General features: G+C 39.5%; 19 protein-coding genes. 11 read left to right on the forward strand and 8 right to left on the reverse strand.

Translation table 11 applies throughout. The annotated features are described in order from the left end of the window. Positions 1-228 precede the first annotated feature (228 nt). The 7 genes from gyrA to dnaA all read right to left on the reverse strand — a co-directional run bounded on the left by gyrA (position 229) and on the right by dnaA (position 9,260). Complete coding sequence (gyrA, locus tag V7266_RS01755; protein ID WP_335465511.1) at positions 229-2,760, reverse strand: DNA gyrase subunit A; 2,532 nt, start codon at positions 2,758-2,760, stop codon at positions 229-231. A gap of 22 nt (positions 2,761-2,782) precedes the next feature. Next, complete coding sequence (gene gyrB, locus V7266_RS01760) at positions 2,783-4,708, reverse strand: DNA topoisomerase (ATP-hydrolyzing) subunit B (RefSeq protein ID WP_420491294.1); 1,926 nt, start codon at positions 4,706-4,708, stop codon at positions 2,783-2,785. Between the two features lie 63 nt (positions 4,709-4,771). Next, the gene (gene remB / locus V7266_RS01765) at positions 4,772-5,020 is read right to left on the reverse strand and encodes an extracellular matrix regulator RemB (protein ID WP_335465512.1); all 249 of its coding nucleotides are present in this window, start codon (positions 5,018-5,020) and stop codon (positions 4,772-4,774) included. 9 nt (positions 5,021-5,029) lie between these two features. Continuing rightward, entirely contained in the window at positions 5,030-6,148 is a 1,119-nt protein-coding gene (recF, locus tag V7266_RS01770) for a DNA replication/repair protein RecF (RefSeq protein WP_335465513.1), read from the reverse strand. Between the two features lie 18 nt (positions 6,149-6,166). Next, positions 6,167-6,382 (reverse strand): S4 domain-containing protein YaaA, encoded by a 216-nt coding sequence (yaaA, locus tag V7266_RS01775; protein ID WP_335465550.1) that lies wholly within the window; start codon positions 6,380-6,382, stop codon positions 6,167-6,169. A 194-nt stretch (positions 6,383-6,576) separates the two neighbouring features. Then, positions 6,577-7,713 carry a DNA polymerase III subunit beta gene (dnaN, locus tag V7266_RS01780; RefSeq protein WP_335465514.1) on the reverse strand — a complete coding sequence of 379 codons (1,137 nt, stop codon included), beginning with the start codon at positions 7,711-7,713 and terminating at the stop codon, positions 6,577-6,579. A gap of 200 nt (positions 7,714-7,913) precedes the next feature. Beyond that, positions 7,914-9,260 carry a chromosomal replication initiator protein DnaA gene (dnaA, locus tag V7266_RS01785; RefSeq protein WP_335465515.1) on the reverse strand — a complete coding sequence of 449 codons (1,347 nt, stop codon included), beginning with the start codon at positions 9,258-9,260 and terminating at the stop codon, positions 7,914-7,916. A 728-nt stretch (positions 9,261-9,988) separates the two neighbouring features. On the opposite strand from dnaA, the gene rpmH reads away from it, so the two are divergent. The 11 genes from rpmH to V7266_RS01840 all read left to right on the forward strand — a co-directional run bounded on the left by rpmH (position 9,989) and on the right by V7266_RS01840 (position 20,632). Continuing rightward, positions 9,989-10,123 carry a 50S ribosomal protein L34 gene (rpmH, locus tag V7266_RS01790; RefSeq protein WP_063255153.1) on the forward strand — a complete coding sequence of 45 codons (135 nt, stop codon included), beginning with the start codon at positions 9,989-9,991 and terminating at the stop codon, positions 10,121-10,123. A 221-nt stretch (positions 10,124-10,344) separates the two neighbouring features. After that, entirely contained in the window at positions 10,345-10,689 is a 345-nt protein-coding gene (gene rnpA, locus V7266_RS01795) for a ribonuclease P protein component (RefSeq protein WP_335465516.1), read from the forward strand. A 168-nt stretch (positions 10,690-10,857) separates the two neighbouring features. Next, a complete protein-coding gene (spoIIIJ, locus tag V7266_RS01800) occupies positions 10,858-11,631 on the forward strand; it encodes a YidC family membrane integrase SpoIIIJ (protein WP_335465517.1) in 774 nt (257 codons plus the stop codon). Beyond that, on the forward strand, positions 11,628-12,251 hold the full coding sequence (gene jag, locus V7266_RS01805) for an RNA-binding cell elongation regulator Jag/EloR (RefSeq protein ID WP_335465518.1): 624 nt from the start codon (positions 11,628-11,630) through the stop codon (positions 12,249-12,251). The genes spoIIIJ and jag overlap by 4 nt, the downstream gene beginning before the upstream one ends. A gap of 338 nt (positions 12,252-12,589) precedes the next feature. After that, positions 12,590-13,975, forward strand: coding sequence for a tRNA uridine-5-carboxymethylaminomethyl(34) synthesis GTPase MnmE (mnmE, locus tag V7266_RS01810; protein ID WP_335465519.1), 1,386 nt, complete (start codon positions 12,590-12,592; stop codon positions 13,973-13,975). 137 nt (positions 13,976-14,112) lie between these two features. After that, the gene (gene mnmG, locus V7266_RS01815) at positions 14,113-16,002 is read left to right on the forward strand and encodes a tRNA uridine-5-carboxymethylaminomethyl(34) synthesis enzyme MnmG (RefSeq protein WP_335465520.1); all 1,890 of its coding nucleotides are present in this window, start codon (positions 14,113-14,115) and stop codon (positions 16,000-16,002) included. A gap of 255 nt (positions 16,003-16,257) precedes the next feature. Then, positions 16,258-16,974: a 16S rRNA (guanine(527)-N(7))-methyltransferase RsmG gene (rsmG, locus tag V7266_RS01820; protein ID WP_335465521.1), complete on the forward strand. Its 717-nt coding sequence runs from the start codon at positions 16,258-16,260 to the stop codon at positions 16,972-16,974. 135 nt (positions 16,975-17,109) lie between these two features. Next, entirely contained in the window at positions 17,110-17,967 is an 858-nt protein-coding gene (gene noc / locus V7266_RS01825) for a nucleoid occlusion protein (RefSeq protein WP_335465522.1), read from the forward strand. A 233-nt stretch (positions 17,968-18,200) separates the two neighbouring features. Further along, complete coding sequence (locus V7266_RS01830) at positions 18,201-18,962, forward strand: ParA family protein (RefSeq protein ID WP_101650089.1); 762 nt, start codon at positions 18,201-18,203, stop codon at positions 18,960-18,962. Further along, positions 18,955-19,806: a ParB/RepB/Spo0J family partition protein gene (locus tag V7266_RS01835; protein WP_335465523.1), complete on the forward strand. Its 852-nt coding sequence runs from the start codon at positions 18,955-18,957 to the stop codon at positions 19,804-19,806. Before V7266_RS01830 ends, V7266_RS01835 begins: the two co-directional genes overlap by 8 nt. A gap of 112 nt (positions 19,807-19,918) precedes the next feature. Next, on the forward strand, positions 19,919-20,632 hold the full coding sequence (locus tag V7266_RS01840; RefSeq protein WP_335465524.1) for a DUF554 domain-containing protein: 714 nt from the start codon (positions 19,919-19,921) through the stop codon (positions 20,630-20,632). A gap of 137 nt (positions 20,633-20,769) precedes the next feature. Here the strand turns inward: V7266_RS01840 and yyaC are convergent, their stop codons facing one another. Next, positions 20,770-21,381 carry a spore protease YyaC gene (gene yyaC, locus V7266_RS01845; RefSeq protein ID WP_335465525.1) on the reverse strand — a complete coding sequence of 204 codons (612 nt, stop codon included), beginning with the start codon at positions 21,379-21,381 and terminating at the stop codon, positions 20,770-20,772. Between the last annotated feature and the right edge of the window lie 164 nt (positions 21,382-21,545).

A 21,545-nucleotide genomic window follows, 5' to 3' on the forward strand; every position in this document is an offset into this window, starting at 1 on the left:
ATTTTGTTACGTTGGCTTCGTTTCATAAGAAACGAATATTATTGTTTGTTGACGTTTTTGTTTGTTTAGTTTTCAAAGAACAATCCGTCGCCCCGAAGCGACTTAATTAATATATCACCCATATCAATTTAAGTCAACACTATTTAAAAAATATCTTAAAATTTATTAAAATTCCTTCCCTTTTTGGCATAATAAAAGGAGCACATGTAAGTGCTCCTCTTATCCATATTACTCTTCACCTTCAGGAAGACTGTCATCTTGACCTTCGTCGAGGATTGTTTCGTTGCTATCATCTGAAATTTCTTCAGCTGTCTGCTCCTCTTCCTCTTCCTTTTCAACCTTTGCAACAGTTGCGACAAACTCGTTTTCACTTTCTTTCAGGCTGATCAATTTTACACCTTGTGTATTTCGACCCATCTGTGAAATACCTGCAACATCGGTACGGATCAGCACGCCGCCGGTTGTAATTAGCATGAGATCTTCTTCACCAGTTACAGCCCTCATTGATACTAGATTTCCGTTTTTATCTGTGACATGGCAGGTCTTAATTCCTTTACCGCCACGGCCTTGAATGCGGTATTCCGAAGCAGGTGTACGTTTTCCATAACCGTTTTTAGTTACAATAAGGACATCATTATCTTCCTCTATTACTTCCATTCCCACAACTTCATCATCGGAATCAAGGGTAATTCCCTTCACCCCTGTTGCAGTACGGCCCATTGACCTTACATCTGTCTCTGGGAAGTGGATTAGCATACCTTTCTTAGTCCCAATAATAATATGTTTGGTCCCATCAGTCAGACGAACAGAGATTAATTCATCCCCTTCGCGCAGACTTAAGGCAATTAAACCATTATTACGGATATGAGCAAAAGAAGAAAGTGGTGAACGTTTAGAAATTCCTTCTTTAGTTGTAAAGAACAAGAACCAATCGTCTACAAATTCCTCAACAGGAATAATCGCATTGATCCATTCTCCTTTTTCTATACCCAGCAGGTTTATAATAGGAATTCCTTTAGCTGTCCTGCTGTACTCTGGTATTTCATAACCTTTGGACCGATACACCTTACCCTTATTAGTAAAGAATAGAATCGTATCATGGGACGAGGTAGTAATTAAGTGTTCAACAAAGTCGTCTTCATTTGTTCCCATTCCTTGTATACCACGGCCGCCTCGTCTTTGCGCACGATAAGTGGACACTGGGAGGCGTTTAATATAACCATTATGAGTTAACGAAATAACAACATTTTCTCGAGGGATCAGATCCTCATCTTCGATATTCTCGATGCCGCCCATGACAATTTCCGTCCGGCGCTTATCGTTAAAACGTTCTTTAATTTCTAGTAATTCTTCACGAATAATATCAAGAATCTTCTCTTCATCAGCTAAAATTGCTTTTAGTTCAGCAATAAGCTTCATCAAACTTTGGAACTCTTCCTCGATTTTCTCTCTTTCTAATCCTGTTAATCTTTGCAAACGCATATCAAGGATGGCTTGAGCCTGTTTTTCAGAAAGATTAAACTGCGTCATTAAGCCTTCACGGGCAATATCAGTTGTACGAGAGTTTCGAATTAAAGTAATAACGGCATCTAAATTATCTAGTGCAATTCTTAACCCTTCTAAAATATGGGCACGGGCTTCTGCTTTGTTTAATTCAAATTGTGTTCTCCGGCGAATAACCACTTTTTGATGCTCTAAATAGTAAACTAAACACTGCTTTAGACTTAACACCTTTGGCTGTCCATCTACTAGTGCCAATGTGTTAATCCCAAAACTGGTTTGCAGGGCAGTTTGTTTGTATAAGTTATTTAAAAGAACATTGGCATTCGCATCTTTTCGGACTTCAATGACAATCCGCATTCCACGGCGGTCAGATTCGTCTCGGAGATCGGTGATGCCTTCAATTTTTTTATCGCGTGCTAGCTCGGCGATTTTTTCAATTAATTTCGCTTTATTTACTTGATATGGAATCTCATTAACAATAATGACTTCTTTACCGTTGGATTTCTGTTCAATCTCAACCTTAGCACGGATGGTAATCGAACCGCGGCCTGTTTCATATGCTTTTCTAATCCCACTACGGCCAATAATGATCCCGCCTGTAGGAAAATCCGGCCCAGGAATAATTTCCATTAATTCTTGCGAAGTGATTTCCGGATCGCGGCTTACTGCTAAAACTCCATCAATGACTTCCCCTAATTGGTGCGGTGGAATATTGGTTGCCATACCTACGGCAATCCCAGTTGTCCCATTTACTAAAAGGTTTGGGAAACGTGCTGGCAAAACAACCGGCTCTCTCTCCTCACCATCATAGTTGTCTTGATAATCGATAGTATCCTTGTTTAAATCTCTTAATAGTTCCATGGAAATTTTGGACATTCTTGATTCTGTATAACGCATCGCAGCCGCTGAGTCACCATCAACAGACCCAAAGTTCCCATGACCATCAACAAGCATATAACGATAGTTAAAATCTTGTGCCATCCGGACCATGGTTTCATAAACAGCAGAATCACCATGTGGATGATATTTACCGATAACATCCCCGACGATACGGGCAGACTTTTTATATGGTTTGTCTGCATGGATGCCAAGGTCATGCATGGCATATAGAATACGGCGATGCACTGGTTTTAACCCATCCCGTACATCTGGAAGGGCACGAGAAACAATAACACTCATCGCATAGTCAAGAAAGGATGATTTCATTTCCTGACTAATATTAATTTCACTTACTTTTGAATTAGGTGTTTCCGTCATATTACCTGCCTCCCTCCGCCTTTTATATATCTAAATTCTTTACGTATTGAGCATTTTCTTCAATGAAGTTACGACGTGGTTCTACCTTCTCACCCATTAACATATCAAAGGTTTCGTCTGCTTCGATTGCATCTTCAAGACTTACTTGGAGCATACTTCTATTACCTGGATCCATAGTGGTATCCCATAATTGTTCCGGGTTCATCTCACCCAGACCTTTATATCGTTGGATATTGGGTCTTGGTGCAGCTGGCAGCTCCGCAAAGATCCGTTCAAGTTCTTTATCATTATAAGCGTACTCAATTCGTTTCCCTTGCTGTACCTTATAAAGCGGTGGCTGAGCAATATAAACATAACCGGCTTCTAAAATTTTTCTCATAAATCGATAAAAGAAGGTTAAAAGAAGGGTACGTATATGTGCTCCATCAACGTCAGCATCTGTCATTATGACCACTTTATGATAACGTGCTTTGGAGATATCAAATTCCTCCCCAATTCCAGTCCCGATCGCCGTAATCATCGCTCTCACTTCATTGTTAGAAAGGATTCTATCTAACCGTGCTTTTTCCACATTAAGAATTTTTCCTCGAAGCGGTAAAATGGCTTGGAAGTGACGATCACGTCCTTGTTTAGCAGACCCTCCCGCAGAATCACCCTCAACGATGTATAATTCACTCTCAGAAGGATCCTTGGAAGAACAATCCGCTAATTTCCCTGGCAAACTGGAAACTTCTAGGGCGCTTTTTCGGCGAGTTAATTCTCTAGCCTTCTTGGCGGCAAGCCTTGCCCTTGAAGCCATCAAACCCTTATCAACGATTTTCCTTGCAACTGCCGGATTTTCTAATAAAAATTTATCAAAGGTACTTGCAAACACAGTATCAGTAATCGCTCTGACTTCTGAATTTCCAAGCTTTGTTTTTGTTTGTCCTTCAAATTGAGGATCAGGGTGTTTGATCGAAACAATCGCTGTGATTCCTTCGCGAACATCCTCACCTGAAAGGTTTGGATCACTTTCTTTGAATATCCCATTCTTCCTAGCATAATCATTGATCACTCTTGTTAAAGCTGTTTTAAAACCTGATTCATGTGTACCACCTTCATAGGTGTGAATATTGTTAGCAAAGGAGTAAATATTCTCTGTATAACCCTCGTTATATTGGAGCGCGACTTCAACACTTATGCCGTCTTTTTCTCCTTCCATGTAGATTGGTTCTTCATGGACAACTTCTTTTGTTCGATTTAAATGTTCAACATATGATTTGATACCACCTTCATAGTGGTACTCATTCCGTTTATTTTCAACACGCTTATCTTCAATCGTGATTTTGATCCCGCGGTTAAGAAACGCAAGTTCACGCAATCGAGTCGCAAGTATGTCATATTCATAGACCAATGTCTCAGTGAAAATTTCTCCATCTGGTTTGAAGTGAGTTATCGTTCCAGTTTTGTCCGTAGTTCCGATTACTTTTAGTTCAGAAGATACGGCACCACGTTCAAATTTAATCTCATAAATTTTACCGTCACGATGGACATTGACCACAAGTTCAGTAGATAGGGCATTAACAACAGATGCACCTACACCATGTAATCCTCCGGAAACCTTATATCCTCCACCGCCAAATTTCCCACCGGCGTGAAGGACAGTCATGATAACTTCGACTGCTGGTCTGCCCATCTTTTCTTGAATATCAACTGGTATTCCACGGCCATTATCCTTTACCGTGATACTATTATCTTCTTCAACGATGACATTAATTTCATCACAGTAGCCTGCCAAGGCCTCATCAATACTATTATCAACAATTTCCCAAACAAGATGATGTAGTCCTTTTCCGCTTGTTGAACCAATATACATACCAGGTCTTTTCCGTACTGCTTCAAGTCCCTCCAGGACTTGAATTTGATCTGCGCCGTATGCTCCCTCTACTGCTTTTTGTTCCAAAGTCATACTCGTTCACCTGCACCTTCTAACAAAAATATCTCTAAATAAACTAAAGCATAAAAATTTATATTAAAATTCATGTATACTCAATTGATTTGAACGTTTCTTTAATGTTCCTGAAGCAATGGGGGATAAATAAACCTTGTCATATGTAATAATGACTGATTTATAGGGGTTTTTAGACAAGTTAATGACTCGTTCACTTTGCTGTTTTAAAAATTCTTTCACCAATGGTGATTGATTGGCACTTTCTTTATCTAAGATTGAGATAATATCCTTTGCCCTAATATTTAAGTCTTCCCCGATGTGAATATACATTGGCCCACCTCAATTAACCTTCTCTATGGTGCCTGCCTGCACGATATAGGTTGAAGCATCTTTTAATGTCTGATGATCTATTCCTTCCACACTTGTTGTTGTGACAAATGTCTGAACTCTCCCTTGAATGGTATTGAGCAAATGGGATTGCCTGTAATCATCTAACTCGGACAAAACATCATCAAGCAAGAGAATCGGATACTCCCCAATTTCATTATGAATCAATTCAATTTCAGCAAGTTTAACAGAGAGGGCCGTTGTTCGCTGCTGCCCTTGGGAACCAAAGGTTTGAACATCCCTTCCATTAACAAAAAACAATAAGTCATCACGATGGGGACCAAACAGGGTCGTTCCTCGTTCCATTTCCCTTGTTCTCACTTTAGAAAATTTTTCCTGAAAGCTTTCTATCATTTTCGACAAATCTTGGTCTTCTAATACCTCTACTGAAGGTTTATACATAATTTCAAGTGTTTCCAAGCCTCTTGAAATTCCTTGATGAATAGGTTTAGCCCAATTTTCGAGTAATTTCAGAAATTCAAATCTCTTTTTAACGACTTTCACAGCCATGTCAATAAATTGCTCCGTTAAGACTTCGAGCATAGTTGGATCATTTTGTTTTTTGATCTGCATCATTTTTAAATAATGGTTGCGTTGTTGGAGAATTTTTTGATATTGACTCATATCATGTAAATAAATCGGCGAAACCTGGCCAATTTCCATATCAATAAACCGTCTTCGGACCTGTGGGCTTCCTTTCACAATATTTAAGTCCTCTGGTGCAAACATGACGACATTCATATTACCCACATATTGACTTAACTTTTGCTGTTCAATATGGTTGAATTTTGCTTTTTTCCCCTTTTTAGATATGATCAGTTCGAGAGGCAGTGAGCTGTGTTGTTTTTGAACCCTACCCTCTATTTTAGCATAATCCTGGTCCCAGCGAATAAGTTCTTTATCGTTCGATGTCCGGTGAGACTTGGCCATAGCTAACACATAAATGGATTCCATTACGTTTGTTTTCCCCTGGGCATTTTCACCTAAAATGACATTTACTTTATTTTCAAACTCTACGAATAACTCGTCATAGTTTCGATAATTTTTAAGTGCTAATTTTTCTATATACATGGCAACAACATCCTTTAGCTACTCGCTAATCACAAATTCCCCGTAACCTGCTATCTGGATTTTGTCACCAACGCGAAGCTTTCTTCCTCTTCTTTGGTCTTGCTCACCATTGATAAATATCTCATGCTCACTCAAAAACCATTTGGCCATACCGCCTGTTTGAATTACATCAGCCAGCTTTAAAAATTGCCCTAATGTAATATATTCGGTATCCAATTTAATTTTTTCAGGCATCATATTCAACCTCACTTCTAAAATGGTCCCAATACTTTATTTTACTAAAAAAATTAGTTTGACACAAAGGAATCTCGAAAAAAATAAAAAGCAAACGGTTTACTACCGCAGCAGGGCACCTAAATAGGTCCTATCTGGAAGCATAAAGATAGCCACCATATTACTGGTGGCCTATTGGTTGTAAATCTTAATCATTAGTACGTTCTTACTGGCAAAATAAGCTGCAAGATCGTTTCATCATGAAGCGGACGGATGACAAATGGACGCATCGCACCAGTAAAACTTACTTTAATTTCTGTGCCCTCTAGCGCTTTAAGCGCATCCATCATATATTTTGCACTAAATGAAATTTTTAACTCTTCACCATCTATAGACTGGCTTTGAACTTCCTCTACTACCTTCCCGATTTCCGGTGTATTTGAAGATATTTCAAGAGTTCCTTCCTCAAATGTGGACAACTTAACCACATTATTTCTACCTTCGCGTGCCAATAGGGATGCACGATCAATGGCGTGTAGAAATTCTTTCGTATTGACGGTTACGTCGGTTTTACTTTCATTCGGAATTAATCTAGAAGTATCAGGATAGTTTCCTTCTAATAATCTTGAGAAAAATAATAAATGCTTGGCTTTAAATAAAATTTGATTCTCTGTAATGACAATATCAATTAATTCATTCGAGTCATCAATAATTTTACTTAATTCATTCAAGCTCTTTCCAGGGATGACCACATTATAATTTTCATGACTTTCTGATTCAATCTTAGCTTTTCTTAGAGCAAGACGATGACTATCTGTTGCAATACAGGTTAGTTCCTCATTTTCAATCTGCCAGTTTACACCTGTCAAGATGGGGCGTGTTTCTGAGGTGGACACCGCAAAATGTGTTTGACGGATCATGGCTTTTAATAGATCAGTTGCAATATGCAATTTGTTGTTCTCTTCGATTTGCGGAAGATGTGGATATTCCTCAGCATCAAGACCATTAAGATTAAATTCTGACTTACCAGAACGAATTACGGTTTGTAACGATCCTAAGACTTCAATTTCAACCGTATCAGTGGGAAGCTTCTTAACAATTTCACTAAAAAATTTCGCCTGGAGGACAATAGCACCTGTTTGTTTGATTTCAACAATTTCATCTCCAGCATTCTCTTTTGGAATAAACGATTCAATGGAAATGTCTGAATCACTTCCAGTTAAAGTAACTCCCTCAACTGTTGCTGCAATTTTAATCCCCGTTAAGATTGGTATCGTTGTTCTGGATGTGACAGCCTTCATTACATCTTGAACACTTTGAACTAGTCGGTCCCGCTGGATGATAAATTTCATCGCATTTAATCCTCCGTTTTATGCATATTTTTATTGCTGTAACATATAATAATATTTTTTAAAAAATTAGTAGAAGTACTAGTAGGGCTTGTTAGTATGTGGATAACTCGAATTTTCAATAGAAACACAGCCTATCCACATGTGGACAGACTGTGTATAGATTCGAAGAAGTTATTCACAGTTTGAACAAAGAAATTTATCTATATTTTTAATAGCTCATGAAGTTCTTTCATTTGTTTTTGTAAAGTTGAGTCTGTTTGGAGGAGCTTTGAAATTTTTTCATGTGCATGAATGACGGTTGTATGGTCACGGCCTCCGAACTCTTCTCCTATTTTCGGCAAGGAGTAATCCGTTAATTCACGTGATAAGTACATCGCAATTTGCCGCGGAAAAGCTACAGACTTTGTCCGCTTTTTTGCTTTGAAATCCTCTAATTTTATACTAAAATGCTCCCCAACTACTTTTTGAATTTCATGGATGGTAATCACCTTAGGCTTAGAGCTTGGGATGATATCTTTTAATGCTTCTGCAGCAAGGTCGGCATTTATATCTTTATTAATTAAAGAAGAGTAGGCCACCACGCGGATCAGCGCACCCTCAAGTTCACGGATGTTCGAATCAATTTGGTTGGCAATATAAAGCATGACTTCATTAGGAATATCTAAACCTTCTGCCTTAGCTTTTTTTCGAAGAATGGCAATTCTCGTTTCTAAATCAGGGGGAGTAATATCGGTAATCAGTCCCCATTCAAATCTCGAACGCAGCCGGTCCTCTAAGGTTGGAATTTCTCTAGGCGGGCGATCACTTGAGATAATGATTTGTTTGCTTTCCTCATGCAGGGCATTAAAAGTATGGAAAAATTCTTCCTGGGTTGATTCTTTTCCGGCCAAAAACTGAATATCATCAATAAGTAAGATATCGACATTTCGATACTTATTGCGGAAACTCTCTGCCTTATTGTCACGAATCGAGTTAATAAATTCATTCGTGAACTTTTCAGATGATAGATAAACTACCTTTGCAGCTGGATTATGATCTAAAACATAATGGCCTATTGCATGCATTAAGTGAGTTTTTCCTAATCCTACACCCCCATAGATAAATAAGGGATTATAGGCTTTTGCTGGTGCCTCGGCTACCGCAAGGGAGGCTGCGTGGGCAAAACGGTTGCCTGAACCAATAACAAAAGTATCAAAGGTATACTTCTGATTTAAGATGCCCTGCGGGAATTCGGCATGGTCATCATCTTTTTTGACCTTTTTAGGCGGCAGCTGGACGTCATTATCTGCTTCATTTTTGTTTTGCGGAATTATAAACTTTACAGATAGCTCCTCACCAGTTATCTCATACAATATTCCTGAGATTAACTGGGAATATCGCTCCTCAAGCCAGTCGCGCGCAAATTCATTTGGAGCGGTAATCACCAGAAGATTACCTTGAAGAGAATGGGCCTTTGTAGACTTAAGCCAAGTATCAAAACTAGGCTTGCTTATCTTTTTTTCGATATTGGCCAGCGCTGCATTCCAAAGATCCGCAATATTTTCCAACTAGTATCCCTCCTTTTTCTCTTTATAAAAACATTTATCTTAACTGACACTCACTTATTTACTGTCTAGCTCCCAACTCATATTTTTCAATGGGCAAATGTCCATGAAAAATCGGTTATACCGTCAGTACAACCTATTAATTTATAAATATACAAAACGATGATTGTGGAAAAATATATAATAAGGAAGTAAAGTGGAGTTTCGACAATATCCACCGCTTGTGGACAAGTTTTTACAGAACGCTAGGATAAACTATCCACATGTTATCCACAATTTGTGGATAACACTATATCTGTCATGAAGTTATTCAGAGTGAAAACACAAATATAATAACAAATAATTGCAAGAGGTGCAATGCTTTTTCGTAGTTTATCCACAACTGTAACATTATGTGCATAGAAATTGTCCACAACCTGACGGTTTGTGTAAAACCTGTCAATATCGTATGTGGATAATAAAAATAATGTCGAAATTTTATCCACAGCACCGAAAAAGAGCTAGACAGAACCGAAAATCGGAAGCGGATCGGTAAGTATTCAATTACTTATTAAACGATCGACATCTTACCGATAGAATTTCTAGTATGAGAAAAACTCATACCGAAAAATATTGGAAATAGGGAATAATCTTAAGAGGGTTGTTGACAATTGCAAGTGGTCGTCTTTATAATAAGTAAGACTGTCAATTAGGTTTTAACTTGATAGCTATTCCTCAGGGAGGTGTCATATATGAAAAGAACATATCAACCAAATAAACGTAAACATAGTAAAGTTCACGGATTCCGCAGTCGCATGAGCTCAGCAAACGGCCGTAAGGTTCTTGCTCGCCGTCGTCAAAAAGGAAGAAAAGTATTATCAGCTTAGGCCACTGAACGTCTCAGTGGTCTTTTTTTCAATTATAGTGGAAGCGCTGTTAGAAAAGCGGAAGCGCCTTGACCAGGGGCGACAGGCATAAGACGAGCCGGTGAGAAGGCTGCTTTTTAGCCTTCTTGCTGGATTGGCTTATGACCCCGAGACCCTAGGCGCTGGAGCTGGACAATTTTCAAGTTTTACTTTTTATAAAATTAGATGAAGGAGTTTTTTTTATGAAAAAAGAATTCCGAATTAAGAAGAATAACGATTTTCAAGCTGCATTTAAAAAGGGCCAATCGTTTGCGAACCGGCAATTTGTAGTGTATTCCTTAGAAAAAGAGGAACAAGACTTTTTTCGAATCGGATTGTCTGTAAGTAAAAAGATAGGAAATGCTGTTACCAGAAATAGAATTAAACGCTATGTGAGACAAGCTGTTTTTGAACTCCAGGAACAACTAGCGATGGGAAACGACTATGTTATTATTGCCAGAAAACCAGTGGCTGAAATGGATTTTTTTGAAGTGAAGAAAAGTCTTACCCATGTGCTGAAGGTTGGTAAAGTATTGAAGAAGAACTAAATTTTTTAGAAAATAGTTAAAATAACCAGAACGGTGACGACATTGTCTTAGGAAAAATGCTAAAATGAAAAGTGAAGTGCAATAAAATAGATGTCATGAAAAATTGCTGGAATGATTTAAGGAAATGATTACATACCAAGTAATATACAGGTAAGGAGGAAATTTTGGTTGAAAAAACGAATATTACTTTTGTTCGGCGTTCTATCTGTATTCTTATTTTTAACGGGCTGCAGTGAAATCAAAAAGCCAATTACATCAGAAAGTACAGGGTTTTGGAATGAATATATAGTCTATCCCTTGTCATGGTTAATAAAAGAAGGGGCCCATTTGCTGTGGGGAAGCTATGGATTATCACTGATTGTGGTAACTCTTCTCATTCGCTTAGTGCTTCTGCCGCTTATGATCAAGCAAACCAGAAGCTCTAAGGCGATGCAGGCTTTGCAGCCGGAAATGAAGGCACTTCGTGAAAAATACAGCTCTAAGGATCAAAAGACACAGCAAAAGCTTCAGCAGGAAACGATGGCACTTTTTCAAAAGCACGGTGTCAATCCAATGGCAGGTTGTTTCCCATTAATCGTGCAAATGCCAATTTTAATTGGTTTTTATCATGCCATCTCTAGAACCAGAGAAATTGCTTCAGATAATTTTCTATGGTTTGATCTCGGAGAAAAGGACCCTTATTATATCCTGCCAATTGTTGCTGGAATAACGACTTTTATCCAACAAAAAATGATGATGGCAGGACAAGAGCAAAATCCACAAATGGCCATGATGCTTTGGATGATGCCGATTATGATTGTGTTCTTTGCGTTTAGTTTCCCTGCAGCCCTTTCATTGTATTGGGTTGTCGGAAATATATTCATGATTGTACAAACCTATTTTATCAAAGGACCGGACCTAAGGGCGCAGGCCGCCGGTAATGCGGGAGGAGCAAAAAAGTGAAACAGGTAACTGCTACAGGACAAACTGTCGAAGAAGCAGTAGAATCAGCTTTAGCTCAATTAAATACCACCAAAGACCGCGCAGAAGTAGATATAATCGATGAAGGCAAAAAAGGGATTTTCGGTATTTTTGGATCAAGGCCGGCTGTAGTTAAAGTGACGGTTATTTTGGATCCAATTGAAGAGGCGAAAAAGTTTTTAAGACAAATTAGTGAACAAATGGGAGCCCCTGCGGAAATTGAAATTAAACGCGAGGGAAAACAAGTGACCTTTGTAATGACGGGTGAAAAGATTGCTCTTTTAATTGGAAAAAGAGGGCAAACACTTAACTCCCTTCAATACTTAACGCAATTAGTCATAAACCGCTTTTCCAATCAATATCTAACCGTGATTTTAGACGCTGAGGATTACCGAAACCGAAGAAGTGAAACACTTATTCAACTGGCCCATCGTCTTGCCAGCAAGGCAGTCAAGACGGGGAAAGATGTAACTTTAGAACCTATGCCTTCGTACGAGCGTAAAGTTATTCATACCGCTTTATCTGAAAACAGACGTGTTAAAACACTCTCAGACGGATCGGAACCGCATCGATTTATCATTATTACTCCAGTGAAAAGATAAAAAGTAAAAATAATCGAAGACATTCTACCTTGTAGAGTGTCTTTTTTTGTGCTGCTTTTTTATAGGATCTGTTAAACAGCAATAACAGCCAAATTAACAGAAAAGGTAAGTCTGTTGATAACTTTTACATATGGTCAAAATAAAAGAGGGGATCTCCTCTTATTGTTATTCACATGTTGATAAGTTAAAATAATAAAAGAACAATTGGAGATTGTGGATAAGTTTAGGCGAGTTGTTTGCTTTTTTAACAGAAACTGATGTGGTATTCTATTTTTTTGGATATAAAATTCGAACCCATACAATAAATAGATTGAATTTTTAAATGTGAGGTGAAATAAATGGAGTTTGATACAATTGCGGCCATTTCCACTCCAATGGGAGAGGGAGCGATTGCGATCGTCCGCCTGAGTGGTGATGATGCCATCATAATAGCAGACAAGCTGTTTAAGGGTATCGGTGGGAAACAGCTTATCAATGTTTCTAGTCACACCATTCACTACGGGCACTTGCTGGATCCGAAAAGTGGTGAAGTCATTGAAGAGGTAATGATTTCGGTTATGAAGGGGCCAAAAACATTCACTAAAGAGGATGTAGTCGAGATTAATTGCCATGGAGGAATCGTTTCTGTCAATCGAGTGCTCCAGCAGGTGTTAAAATATGGAGCAAGATTAGCTGAACCAGGAGAGTTCACGAAACGTGCATTTTTAAATGGACGGATTGACTTATCACAGGCTGAGGCTGTTATGGATTTAATCCGGGCTAAAACAGATCGAGCCATGAATGTGGCCCTTGGGCAAATGGAAGGCCGGCTTTCAAATTTGATTCGAAGATTACGGCAGGAAATCTTAGAGGTCCTAGCCCATGTGGAAGTAAATATTGATTATCCGGAATATGATGACGTCGAGGAAATGACACATAAGCTGCTATTAGAAAAAGCCCATTATGTGCGGGAAGAAATTCAAAAACTATTGCAAACCTCTGAGCAGGGGAAAATATTGCGGGAAGGCCTATCAACAGTTATTGTTGGCCGGCCGAACGTTGGGAAATCTTCTCTATTAAATAGTCTTGTTCATGAAAATAAAGCAATCGTTACGGATATCCCAGGAACAACTCGGGATGTCATTGAAGAATATGTAAATGTCCGCGGTGTTCCCCTTCGATTATTAGATACAGCGGGAATCCGGGAAACGGAAGATATTGTCGAACGAATTGGTGTTGAGCGTTCTCGTCAGGTTTTAAAAGAAGCTGACCTGATTTTACTGGTTCTGAATTATTCAGACCAACTCACCGAGGAAGATGTGAATCTGTTTGAAGTAGTCAAGGGAATGGATGTTATTGTTATTGTAAACAAGACAGACCTGCCGCAGCAAATTGATATGGAGCGGGTCCATGAACTCGCTAAAGATCATAAATTGGTGACGACCTCTTTATTGGAAGAACGCGGTGTCGATGCTTTAGAGGAAGCCATTTCTTCCCTATTTTTCTCTGGATCTATTGAAGCAGGAGATATGACATATGTGTCAAACACCCGCCATATAGCGGTATTGAATCAAAGTCTTCAAACGATAGAGGATGCGATTGAGGGTGTTGAAATGGGTGTTCCCATCGATATCGTTCAAATTGATATGACTCGGACATGGGAGCTGCTTGGTGAAATTATCGGCGATAGTGTTCATGAAAGTCTGATTGACCAGCTCTTCTCACAATTTTGTTTAGGAAAATAGAAATCCATGCGGGCGTTCGTTTTACTATCGCCCGTTCTGGACAGGATAATAAAAAAAGCGTAGTTTTCATTCTATAGGTAAAGAATGGGGCTAGGAGAAGCAATGTTTCCGTAATAGTACGGAAAAGGAGGAAACACATGCAATACGATGCAGGAAATTATGACGTGATTGTCGTTGGTGCGGGGCATGCCGGTTGTGAAGCCGGACTTGCGGCTGCGCGACTTGGTGCTAAAACTTTAATGATTACGATTAACTTAGATATGGTGGCTTTTATGCCATGTAATCCGTCTGTCGGCGGACCAGCCAAAGGGATTGTTGTCCGTGAAATTGACGCTCTAGGCGGGGAGATGGGTAAAAATATTGATAAAACTTATATCCAAATGAGAATGTTGAACACTGGTAAGGGCCCTGCAGTTCGAGCTTTAAGGGCACAGGCGGATAAATTTGCCTATCAACATGAAATGAAAAAAACACTCGAAGAAGAACCTAATTTAACCCTGCTACAAGGTATGGTCGAACAATTGATTGTTGAAGATGGAATGGTTCAAGGGGTCATAACCAAAACGGGTGCAATCTATCGATCAAAAGCAGTAGTTATTACAACTGGAACTTATTTGCGAGGCGAAATTATCTTAGGTGAATTAAAATATTCCAGCGGTCCAAATAACCAGCAGCCGTCGATCAGACTTTCTGAACACTTGGAGGAACTTGGTTTTGAGTTAGTCCGCTTTAAAACGGGAACACCCCCAAGGGTAAATAGCCAAACCATTGATTATAGTAAGACGGAAATCCAGCCAGGTGACGAGGTTCCAAGAGCCTTTTCCTATGAAACGACTAAATATATTACCGATCAGCTGCCATGCTGGTTAACTTATACAAATGATCAAACACATCAAATTATAGATAGCAATCTGCATCGTTCGCCAATGTTTTCCGGCATGATCAAAGGAACGGGCCCAAGGTACTGTCCATCGATCGAAGATAAAGTGGTTCGTTTTAATGATAAGCCGCGCCATCAAATCTTCCTTGAACCGGAAGGCAGACATACACAAGAGGTCTATGTGCAGGGAATGTCAACAAGCCTTCCTGAAGATGTGCAGCTGCAGATACTTAAAACTGTTCCTGGGCTGGAAAATGCTCAAATGATGAGGGCTGGGTATGCCATTGAGTATGATGCCATTGTTCCAACACAGTTATGGCCTACGTTAGAAACAAAGGTTGTTAAAAATTTATATACAGCCGGCCAAATTAATGGAACAAGCGGGTATGAAGAGGCTGCCGGTCAAGGCATCATGGCTGGGATTAATGCAGGGCTAAATGCTTTAGGCAAAGAGCAATTAATATTGAGCCGTTCAGATGCCTATATTGGGGTATTAATTGACGATTTGATTACAAAAGGAACCAATGAGCCATACCGTTTGTTGACCTCTCGTGCAGAATATCGTTTGTTATTACGTCATGATAATGCCGACCTTCGTTTGACAGAGATAGGTCATAAAATTGGCCTGATCCGTGATGAACGGTATGAAGCATTTTTAGTTAAGAAACATGCGATTGAGTCAGAGAGGGAACGGTTGCAGTCCATTATTTTGAAACCATCTGCTGAAGTTCAAGAGCTGATTCGCAGCATTGGCGGCAGTGAGCTTAAAGACGGGATTCGCGCCTCTGACTTATTAAAGCGGCCAGAGATGTCATATGAGTTATTAGAAAAATTAACGAGCAGCGAACGTCCATTGGATGATGACATCAAAGAACAAGTAGAAATTCAGATTAAGTACGAGGGCTATATTGATAAATCATTACAGCAAGTAGAACGACTAAAGAAAATGGAAAACAAACGCATTCCAGAGAATATTGATTATGATGCGATTAACGGACTAGCAACAGAAGCAAAACAAAAGCTTAAGAAAATTAAACCTGTTTCCATTGCCCAAGCATCCCGTATTTCCGGAGTTAATCCAGCAGATATTTCCATCCTGCTTGTGTACCTCGAACAAGGCCGGATTGCCAAGGTTTCAAACGAATAATAAGAAAGGCGGAAGCGTCTTGCCCAAGGAAAAAAGTAGTTTATTTTTCCCAGAGGCGCAAGGGTACAGACGAGCCGGCGAGAGGGCTGTTCTTTAGCCTTCTTGACAGATTGGCTAGACCTAAGAGCCTCTAGACGCTGTAGCCGGACAATTCTTGAAGACTAAAAACTTTATTACGTTAAACAAGCGGAGGAGCTTTCAAACAAGCAGGCTCTTCTGCAACAATGCTGAAAAGTTAGTGAGGAAGATTTGTTAATGAATATCGAACAATTTACAGCGAGCCTTCAGGAGAAGGGAATCTCCCTTTCTGAAAAACAGCTTGACCAGTTTGAAACCTATTTTACAACCTTGGTAGAGTGGAATGAAAAAATGAACCTCACTGCCATCACTGAAAAGACGGACGTATATTTAAAGCATTTTTATGACTCAATCACTGCTTCCTTCTATTTTGATTTTTCAGAGCCTTTTCATTTATGCGATGTAGGTGCCGGGGCTGGTTTTCCAAGCATACCGTTAAAAATTGTCTATCCACATATTGAAGTGACAATAGTTGACTCATTAAACAAGCGGATATCCTTCTTAAACCATCTTGCCAACGTCTTAAATTTGGAGAAGATTCATTTTGTTCATGATCGTGCGGAAACCTTTGGAGTGAATCCTCTCTATCGTGAAAATTTTGATGTTGTGACAGCACGAGCTGTTGCTAGAATGTCCGTGTTAAGCGAGTTTTGTTTACCATTAGTAAAAGTAGGCGGCCACTTTCTTGCGATGAAGGCTTTACATGCAAAGGATGAACTAGACGCAGCGCAAAAAGCCATTTCGACTCTTGGCGGTAAGGTCGAAAAGGTTCATACGTTTACCCTGCCAATGGAAGATAGTGAACGAACCATTCTGATTATAAAAAAAGAAAAACAGACGCCAAAGAAGTATCCGCGCAAGCCTGGTACACCTGGCAAGTCGCCAATTGAATAACCCCGGCCTCTGCATTTTTGGCTGGCTTACGTTAACTAGCTCATAACAATTTTCACAAAAATAGTATCCCAGGCAGGAAGAAATTATTTGCATATAGAATAAGTAATAGGGAGTTTCTTAAAGGTGGTGTTGGGGATGAAGAGTTCATTTACACGCTTTTTTGGCCTCGGCGAAAAGGGAGAGCAAGAGGTTGAGCAGGAGCTGAATATAGAACGAAGCGAAGAGATCAAGAAAATACCGATTAACCAAATTATTCCGAACCGATTCCAGCCACGGACGGTATTTGATGAAGAAAAAATTGAAGAATTATCTCGTACGATTCATATACATGGGATTATCCAGCCGATTGTCGTCCGAGAGTTTGCTGCTGATAAATATGAAATTATTGCCGGAGAACGCCGTTGGCGGGCAATGAAAAAGCTTGGCTGGACAGAAGCGCCAGCAATTGTGAAAAATCTCTCAGATACGGAAACAGCATCTGTAGCCCTGATTGAAAATTTACAGCGTGAGGAATTATCTCCGATTGAGGAAGCGATCGCGTACGGAAAACTGCTTGAACTGCACAATTTAACGCAGGAAGCATTAGCACAGCGGCTTGGAAAAGGTCAGTCTACGGTAGCTAACAAGCTCCGTCTACTAAAATTGCCACAGCCTGTTCAGGATGCCTTGTTAAGCAAGGTCATAACGGAGCGTCATGCCCGTGCCCTTATTCCGCTTAAAGATCCGGAAAAACAAGTGGCCGTATTGCAGGAAGTGATGGAGAGAAATTTAAATGTCAAGCAAACGGAGGAACGTGTTGTCCGTCTGCTTGAGCAAAAAAATCAACAGCCAAAGCCGAAGCGCAAAGCTTTTAGTAAGGATATGAGAATTGCCGTTAATACCATTCGGCAATCACTTACCATGGTATCGGATAGTGGGATTAATTTGGACTCTGAAGAAGAAGAATTTGATGAATTTTACCAATTTACTATCCGTATTCCGAAGAAAAAGTAAATCCATAGATGACAGAAGAACTAGACAGAGTGATGTTTGGTTCTTCTTTTTTTGTATTGGAAAAAATAAGCTAAATTGCCTAATGGAATTTTTTTAGGAAAAAAACCAACTGCTATTAAAATCATGGTAAAATAAAGGAATGGAAATTTTACTTTCCTTTCCATTATTGAGATAATTAATACATTTGATAGAATGCAAGATTACGATTTTTAAATTTTAGGGTAGGTGACAACGTGGGGAAAATCCTTTCAATTGCAAACCAAAAAGGTGGAGTCGGAAAAACGACAACCTCTGTCAACCTAGGTGCCTGCTTAGCATACATAGGGAAACGGGTCTTACTAGTCGATATCGATCCGCAGGGAAATGCAACAAGCGGAGTTGGTATTGAAAAGGCTGAAGTGGAACAGTGTATATATGATGTTTTAGTTGATGATGTGGAAGCAAAGGATGTCATTAAAGCAACCTCTGTTGAAAATTTGTATGCGATTCCGGCTACCATTCAACTGGCAGGAGCCGAAATTGAATTGGTCCCAACCATTTCAAGAGAAGTCCGTCTAAAACGGGCTCTGGGAGAAGTAAAGGATCAATTTGATTATATTATTATCGATTGTCCGCCTTCATTAGGCCTTTTAACACTTAATGCATTAACAGCATCCGATGCAGTCTTAATCCCAGTACAATGCGAGTACTATGCCTTAGAAGGGCTAAGTCAATTATTAAATACAGTCAGACTTGTTCAGAAGCATTTAAATCAGGATTTGAAAATTGAGGGCGTTCTGCTTACCATGCTCGATGCAAGGACAAATCTTGGGCTTCAAGTCATTGAAGAAGTAAAAAAATATTTCCAAGATAAGGTCTATAAAACTATTATTCCTAGAAACGTACGTTTAAGTGAAGCGCCAAGTCATGGAGAGCCTATTATTACTTATGATGCCAAGTCAAGGGGAGCTGAAGTTTATTTAGATTTAGCGAAGGAAGTGGTCTCAAATGGCTAAAGGTTTAGGAAAAGGATTGAATGCTTTTTTTAATGAAGCTAGTAAAGAGGAGACAGTCCAAGAAATTAAGCTTAAGGAACTTCGTCCAAACCCCTATCAGCCAAGGAAAACCTTCCAGCAGGAAACAATTGATGAGTTAAGAGATTCTATTATTGAGCATGGAATCCTGCAGCCGATTGTGGTTCGCAAAAGTATTAGAGGCTATGAAATTGTCGTTGGTGAACGCCGCTACCGCGCTGCTAAGGAAGCAAAGCTAGAAACCATCCCGGCTGTTGTCCGTGAACTTTCAGAACAGCAAATGATGGAACTAGCCGTCCTTGAAAACTTGCAAAGAGAAGATTTAAATCCGATTGAAGAGGGACAAGCTTATCAAACTTTAATAGAAAAGTTAAAGCTGACACAGGAGGAAGTAGCTAAACGCTTAGGCAAAAGCCGGCCGCATGTAGCGAATCATATCCGCCTGCTCTCCCTCCCTCCTAAAATCCAAGAACTTATTTCAAGCGGAAGTATTTCAATGGGTCATGGCCGTGCATTATTAGGACTCAGACAGAAAGCAAAACTGCCTGTATTAGTTGAAAAGGTAATCAGTGAAGGACTCAATGTCCGTCAGCTAGAAAAGCTAATACAACAAATAAACGAAAATGTTTCACGTGAAACAAAAAAGCCGGAAAAGAAAAAGGATGTATTTGTACAGCAGCATGAACATTCTCTTCGTGAACGGTTTGGAACAACAGTAAATATTGTCCAAAAGAAAAATAAAGGGAAAATTGAAATCGAATTTTTCTCCCAAGCGGATTTAGAGCGGATATTAGAAATGCTTGACCAAGAGGACTCTAATATATAAATAGACTCGCCACCTGGCGGGTTTTTCTTTGTTAAAAAATCTTCCCATTCATTTGGGAACATGATAGGTTAGAACTATTATTATTTTGAGTGGCGAAGAAGGAGAAAAAAGCATGTTTTTATTAGGAACACTTGTTAACGGATTGTTAATCGTCGTCGGAACTCTTCTCGGTAAATGGTTAAATCGAATACCAGAGGGAATGAAAACGACAGTCATGTATGCGATCGGACTTTCTGTTATGGTTTTAGGATTACAAATGGGCTTAAAGAGTGAAAACTTTCTGATCGTTATTATTAGTCTGGTAGTAGGTGCAGTCGCTGGGGAGCTATTAAAATTAGAAGATAAATTAAATGATTTAGGCGGCTGGCTTGAGCGCAGGGTGGGTTCGAATGGAAAAGGAAGTATTTCTGAAGGGTTTGTTACGGCAACCTTAATCTTTGTAATTGGAGCAATGGCGATTATAGGTGCGCTTGACAGCGGCATCCGCGGTGACCATGATGTATTGTACACAAAATCAATCATCGATGGTTTTACGGCTTTAATTTTAACGACTACGCTTGGAATTGGCGTTATCTTTTCAGCAGTCCCGGTGGTACTCTATGAGGGGATAATTGCCCTATTTGCTACACAAATAAATCAATTTGTTCCCAAGGAATTGATGGATCAGTTTATTACTGAAATGACGGCAACAGGTGGAGTGATGATTTTTGCCATCGGTTTAAACTTAACTGGTATAGTAAAGATTAAAGTGGCGAATTTACTTCCTGGAATTGTGGTCACAGGGATTATTGTCACGATCCTCTATAATTACCATCACATTTTATAATAGAAGAGCGTGCCCCAAAAGTTTGAGGGGCACATCTTTTTTATATACTAATCTAGTCTGTTGATTTCCGCTCCAGGCGGCTCCAATCAACAGAGTGTAAAAAATGATTCATCAACCACCTTTTGGGTCAGTCTCTTTTAATTTGTTTCTTCTTCTATCCAATCTAAATCAGCCCAGTTTTGTTTTGGGTAAAGCTGACTCGCTTGAGCAATTCCGGATGCAATGGTTTTGGCCATTCTCATTACAAGATTTAACCTGGTATTTTGTAACACAAAAAATTCCATAAAGCCGCTCACGTTGACAATACCTGTTATATGAATATCACCCACGGCAGGAAGATCTTTGTTAACTCCTGCTCCTGGTTTAACAGGTCCATATCCGATTTGGATGACACCGACATTTTTTATCCGACCCAAACAGGCGTCAATTCCAATTATGTATGGATTGGCATGAATGGTGTTAATTTCCCGCAGCTTATCAGCAAGATTCACTGCATGGATAGGTTCATCTAAAGTTCCGTAAACGTAAAACGATTGGAGCTCTTTCTCCTCCAGGATACTTCCAACCAGCGGTCCTAATGAGTCTCCTGTGGAGCGGTCGGTTCCAATACATACAAATACGATGGGACGTCGAGTTACACTAGGGATGTTCAGAAGTAATTCACGAGCAAGCTGTTCAGCCGCGTTAGACTCATCATGAACGATGCTTACTTTGCTTCTCCTGTCAAAAAAGCTAGTCTTCAAATTCATTCCGTCCACTCCCTAGCACATAATTAGTCCTATTTTTATACTGATGCTGTCGCAGATGCTTCTACTTTTTACTTAGTATACGGAAAATTTTGAAAATCTATACATCGTAGTGGTAAAAAATGAAAATTCATAATGCTATTATCTAAATTAAATTATTGTTAAAA

The sequence above is a fragment of the Neobacillus drentensis genome (genome assembly GCF_036965645.1).
Taxonomy (GTDB): Bacteria; Bacillota; Bacilli; order Bacillales; family Cytobacillaceae; genus Neobacillus; species Neobacillus drentensis_D.

Excerpts from the sequence above, each read along its gene's own strand:
- gyrA (WP_335465511.1), bottom strand. The coding sequence starts at position 2,760 with ATGACGGAAACACCTAATTCAAAAGTAAGTGAAATTAATATTAGTCAG.
- gyrB (WP_420491294.1), bottom strand. The coding sequence starts at position 4,708 with ATGACTTTGGAACAAAAAGCAGTAGAGGGAGCATACGGCGCAGATCAA.
- remB (WP_335465512.1), bottom strand. The coding sequence starts at position 5,020 with ATGTATATTCACATCGGGGAAGACTTAAATATTAGGGCAAAGGATATT.
- recF (WP_335465513.1), bottom strand. The coding sequence starts at position 6,148 with ATGTATATAGAAAAATTAGCACTTAAAAATTATCGAAACTATGACGAG.
- yaaA (WP_335465550.1), bottom strand. The coding sequence starts at position 6,382 with ATGCCTGAAAAAATTAAATTGGATACCGAATATATTACATTAGGGCAA.
- dnaN (WP_335465514.1), bottom strand. The coding sequence starts at position 7,713 with ATGAAATTTATCATCCAGCGGGACCGACTAGTTCAAAGTGTTCAAGAT.
- rpmH (WP_063255153.1), top strand. The coding sequence starts at position 9,989 with ATGAAAAGAACATATCAACCAAATAAACGTAAACATAGTAAAGTTCAC.
- rnpA (WP_335465516.1), top strand. The coding sequence starts at position 10,345 with ATGAAAAAAGAATTCCGAATTAAGAAGAATAACGATTTTCAAGCTGCA.
- mnmE (WP_335465519.1), top strand. The coding sequence starts at position 12,590 with ATGGAGTTTGATACAATTGCGGCCATTTCCACTCCAATGGGAGAGGGA.
- mnmG (WP_335465520.1), top strand. The coding sequence starts at position 14,113 with ATGCAATACGATGCAGGAAATTATGACGTGATTGTCGTTGGTGCGGGG.
- rsmG (WP_335465521.1), top strand. The coding sequence starts at position 16,258 with ATGAATATCGAACAATTTACAGCGAGCCTTCAGGAGAAGGGAATCTCC.
- noc (WP_335465522.1), top strand. The coding sequence starts at position 17,110 with ATGAAGAGTTCATTTACACGCTTTTTTGGCCTCGGCGAAAAGGGAGAG.
- V7266_RS01835 (WP_335465523.1), top strand. The coding sequence starts at position 18,955 with ATGGCTAAAGGTTTAGGAAAAGGATTGAATGCTTTTTTTAATGAAGCT.
- V7266_RS01840 (WP_335465524.1), top strand. The coding sequence starts at position 19,919 with ATGTTTTTATTAGGAACACTTGTTAACGGATTGTTAATCGTCGTCGGA.
- yyaC (WP_335465525.1), bottom strand. The coding sequence starts at position 21,381 with ATGAATTTGAAGACTAGCTTTTTTGACAGGAGAAGCAAAGTAAGCATC.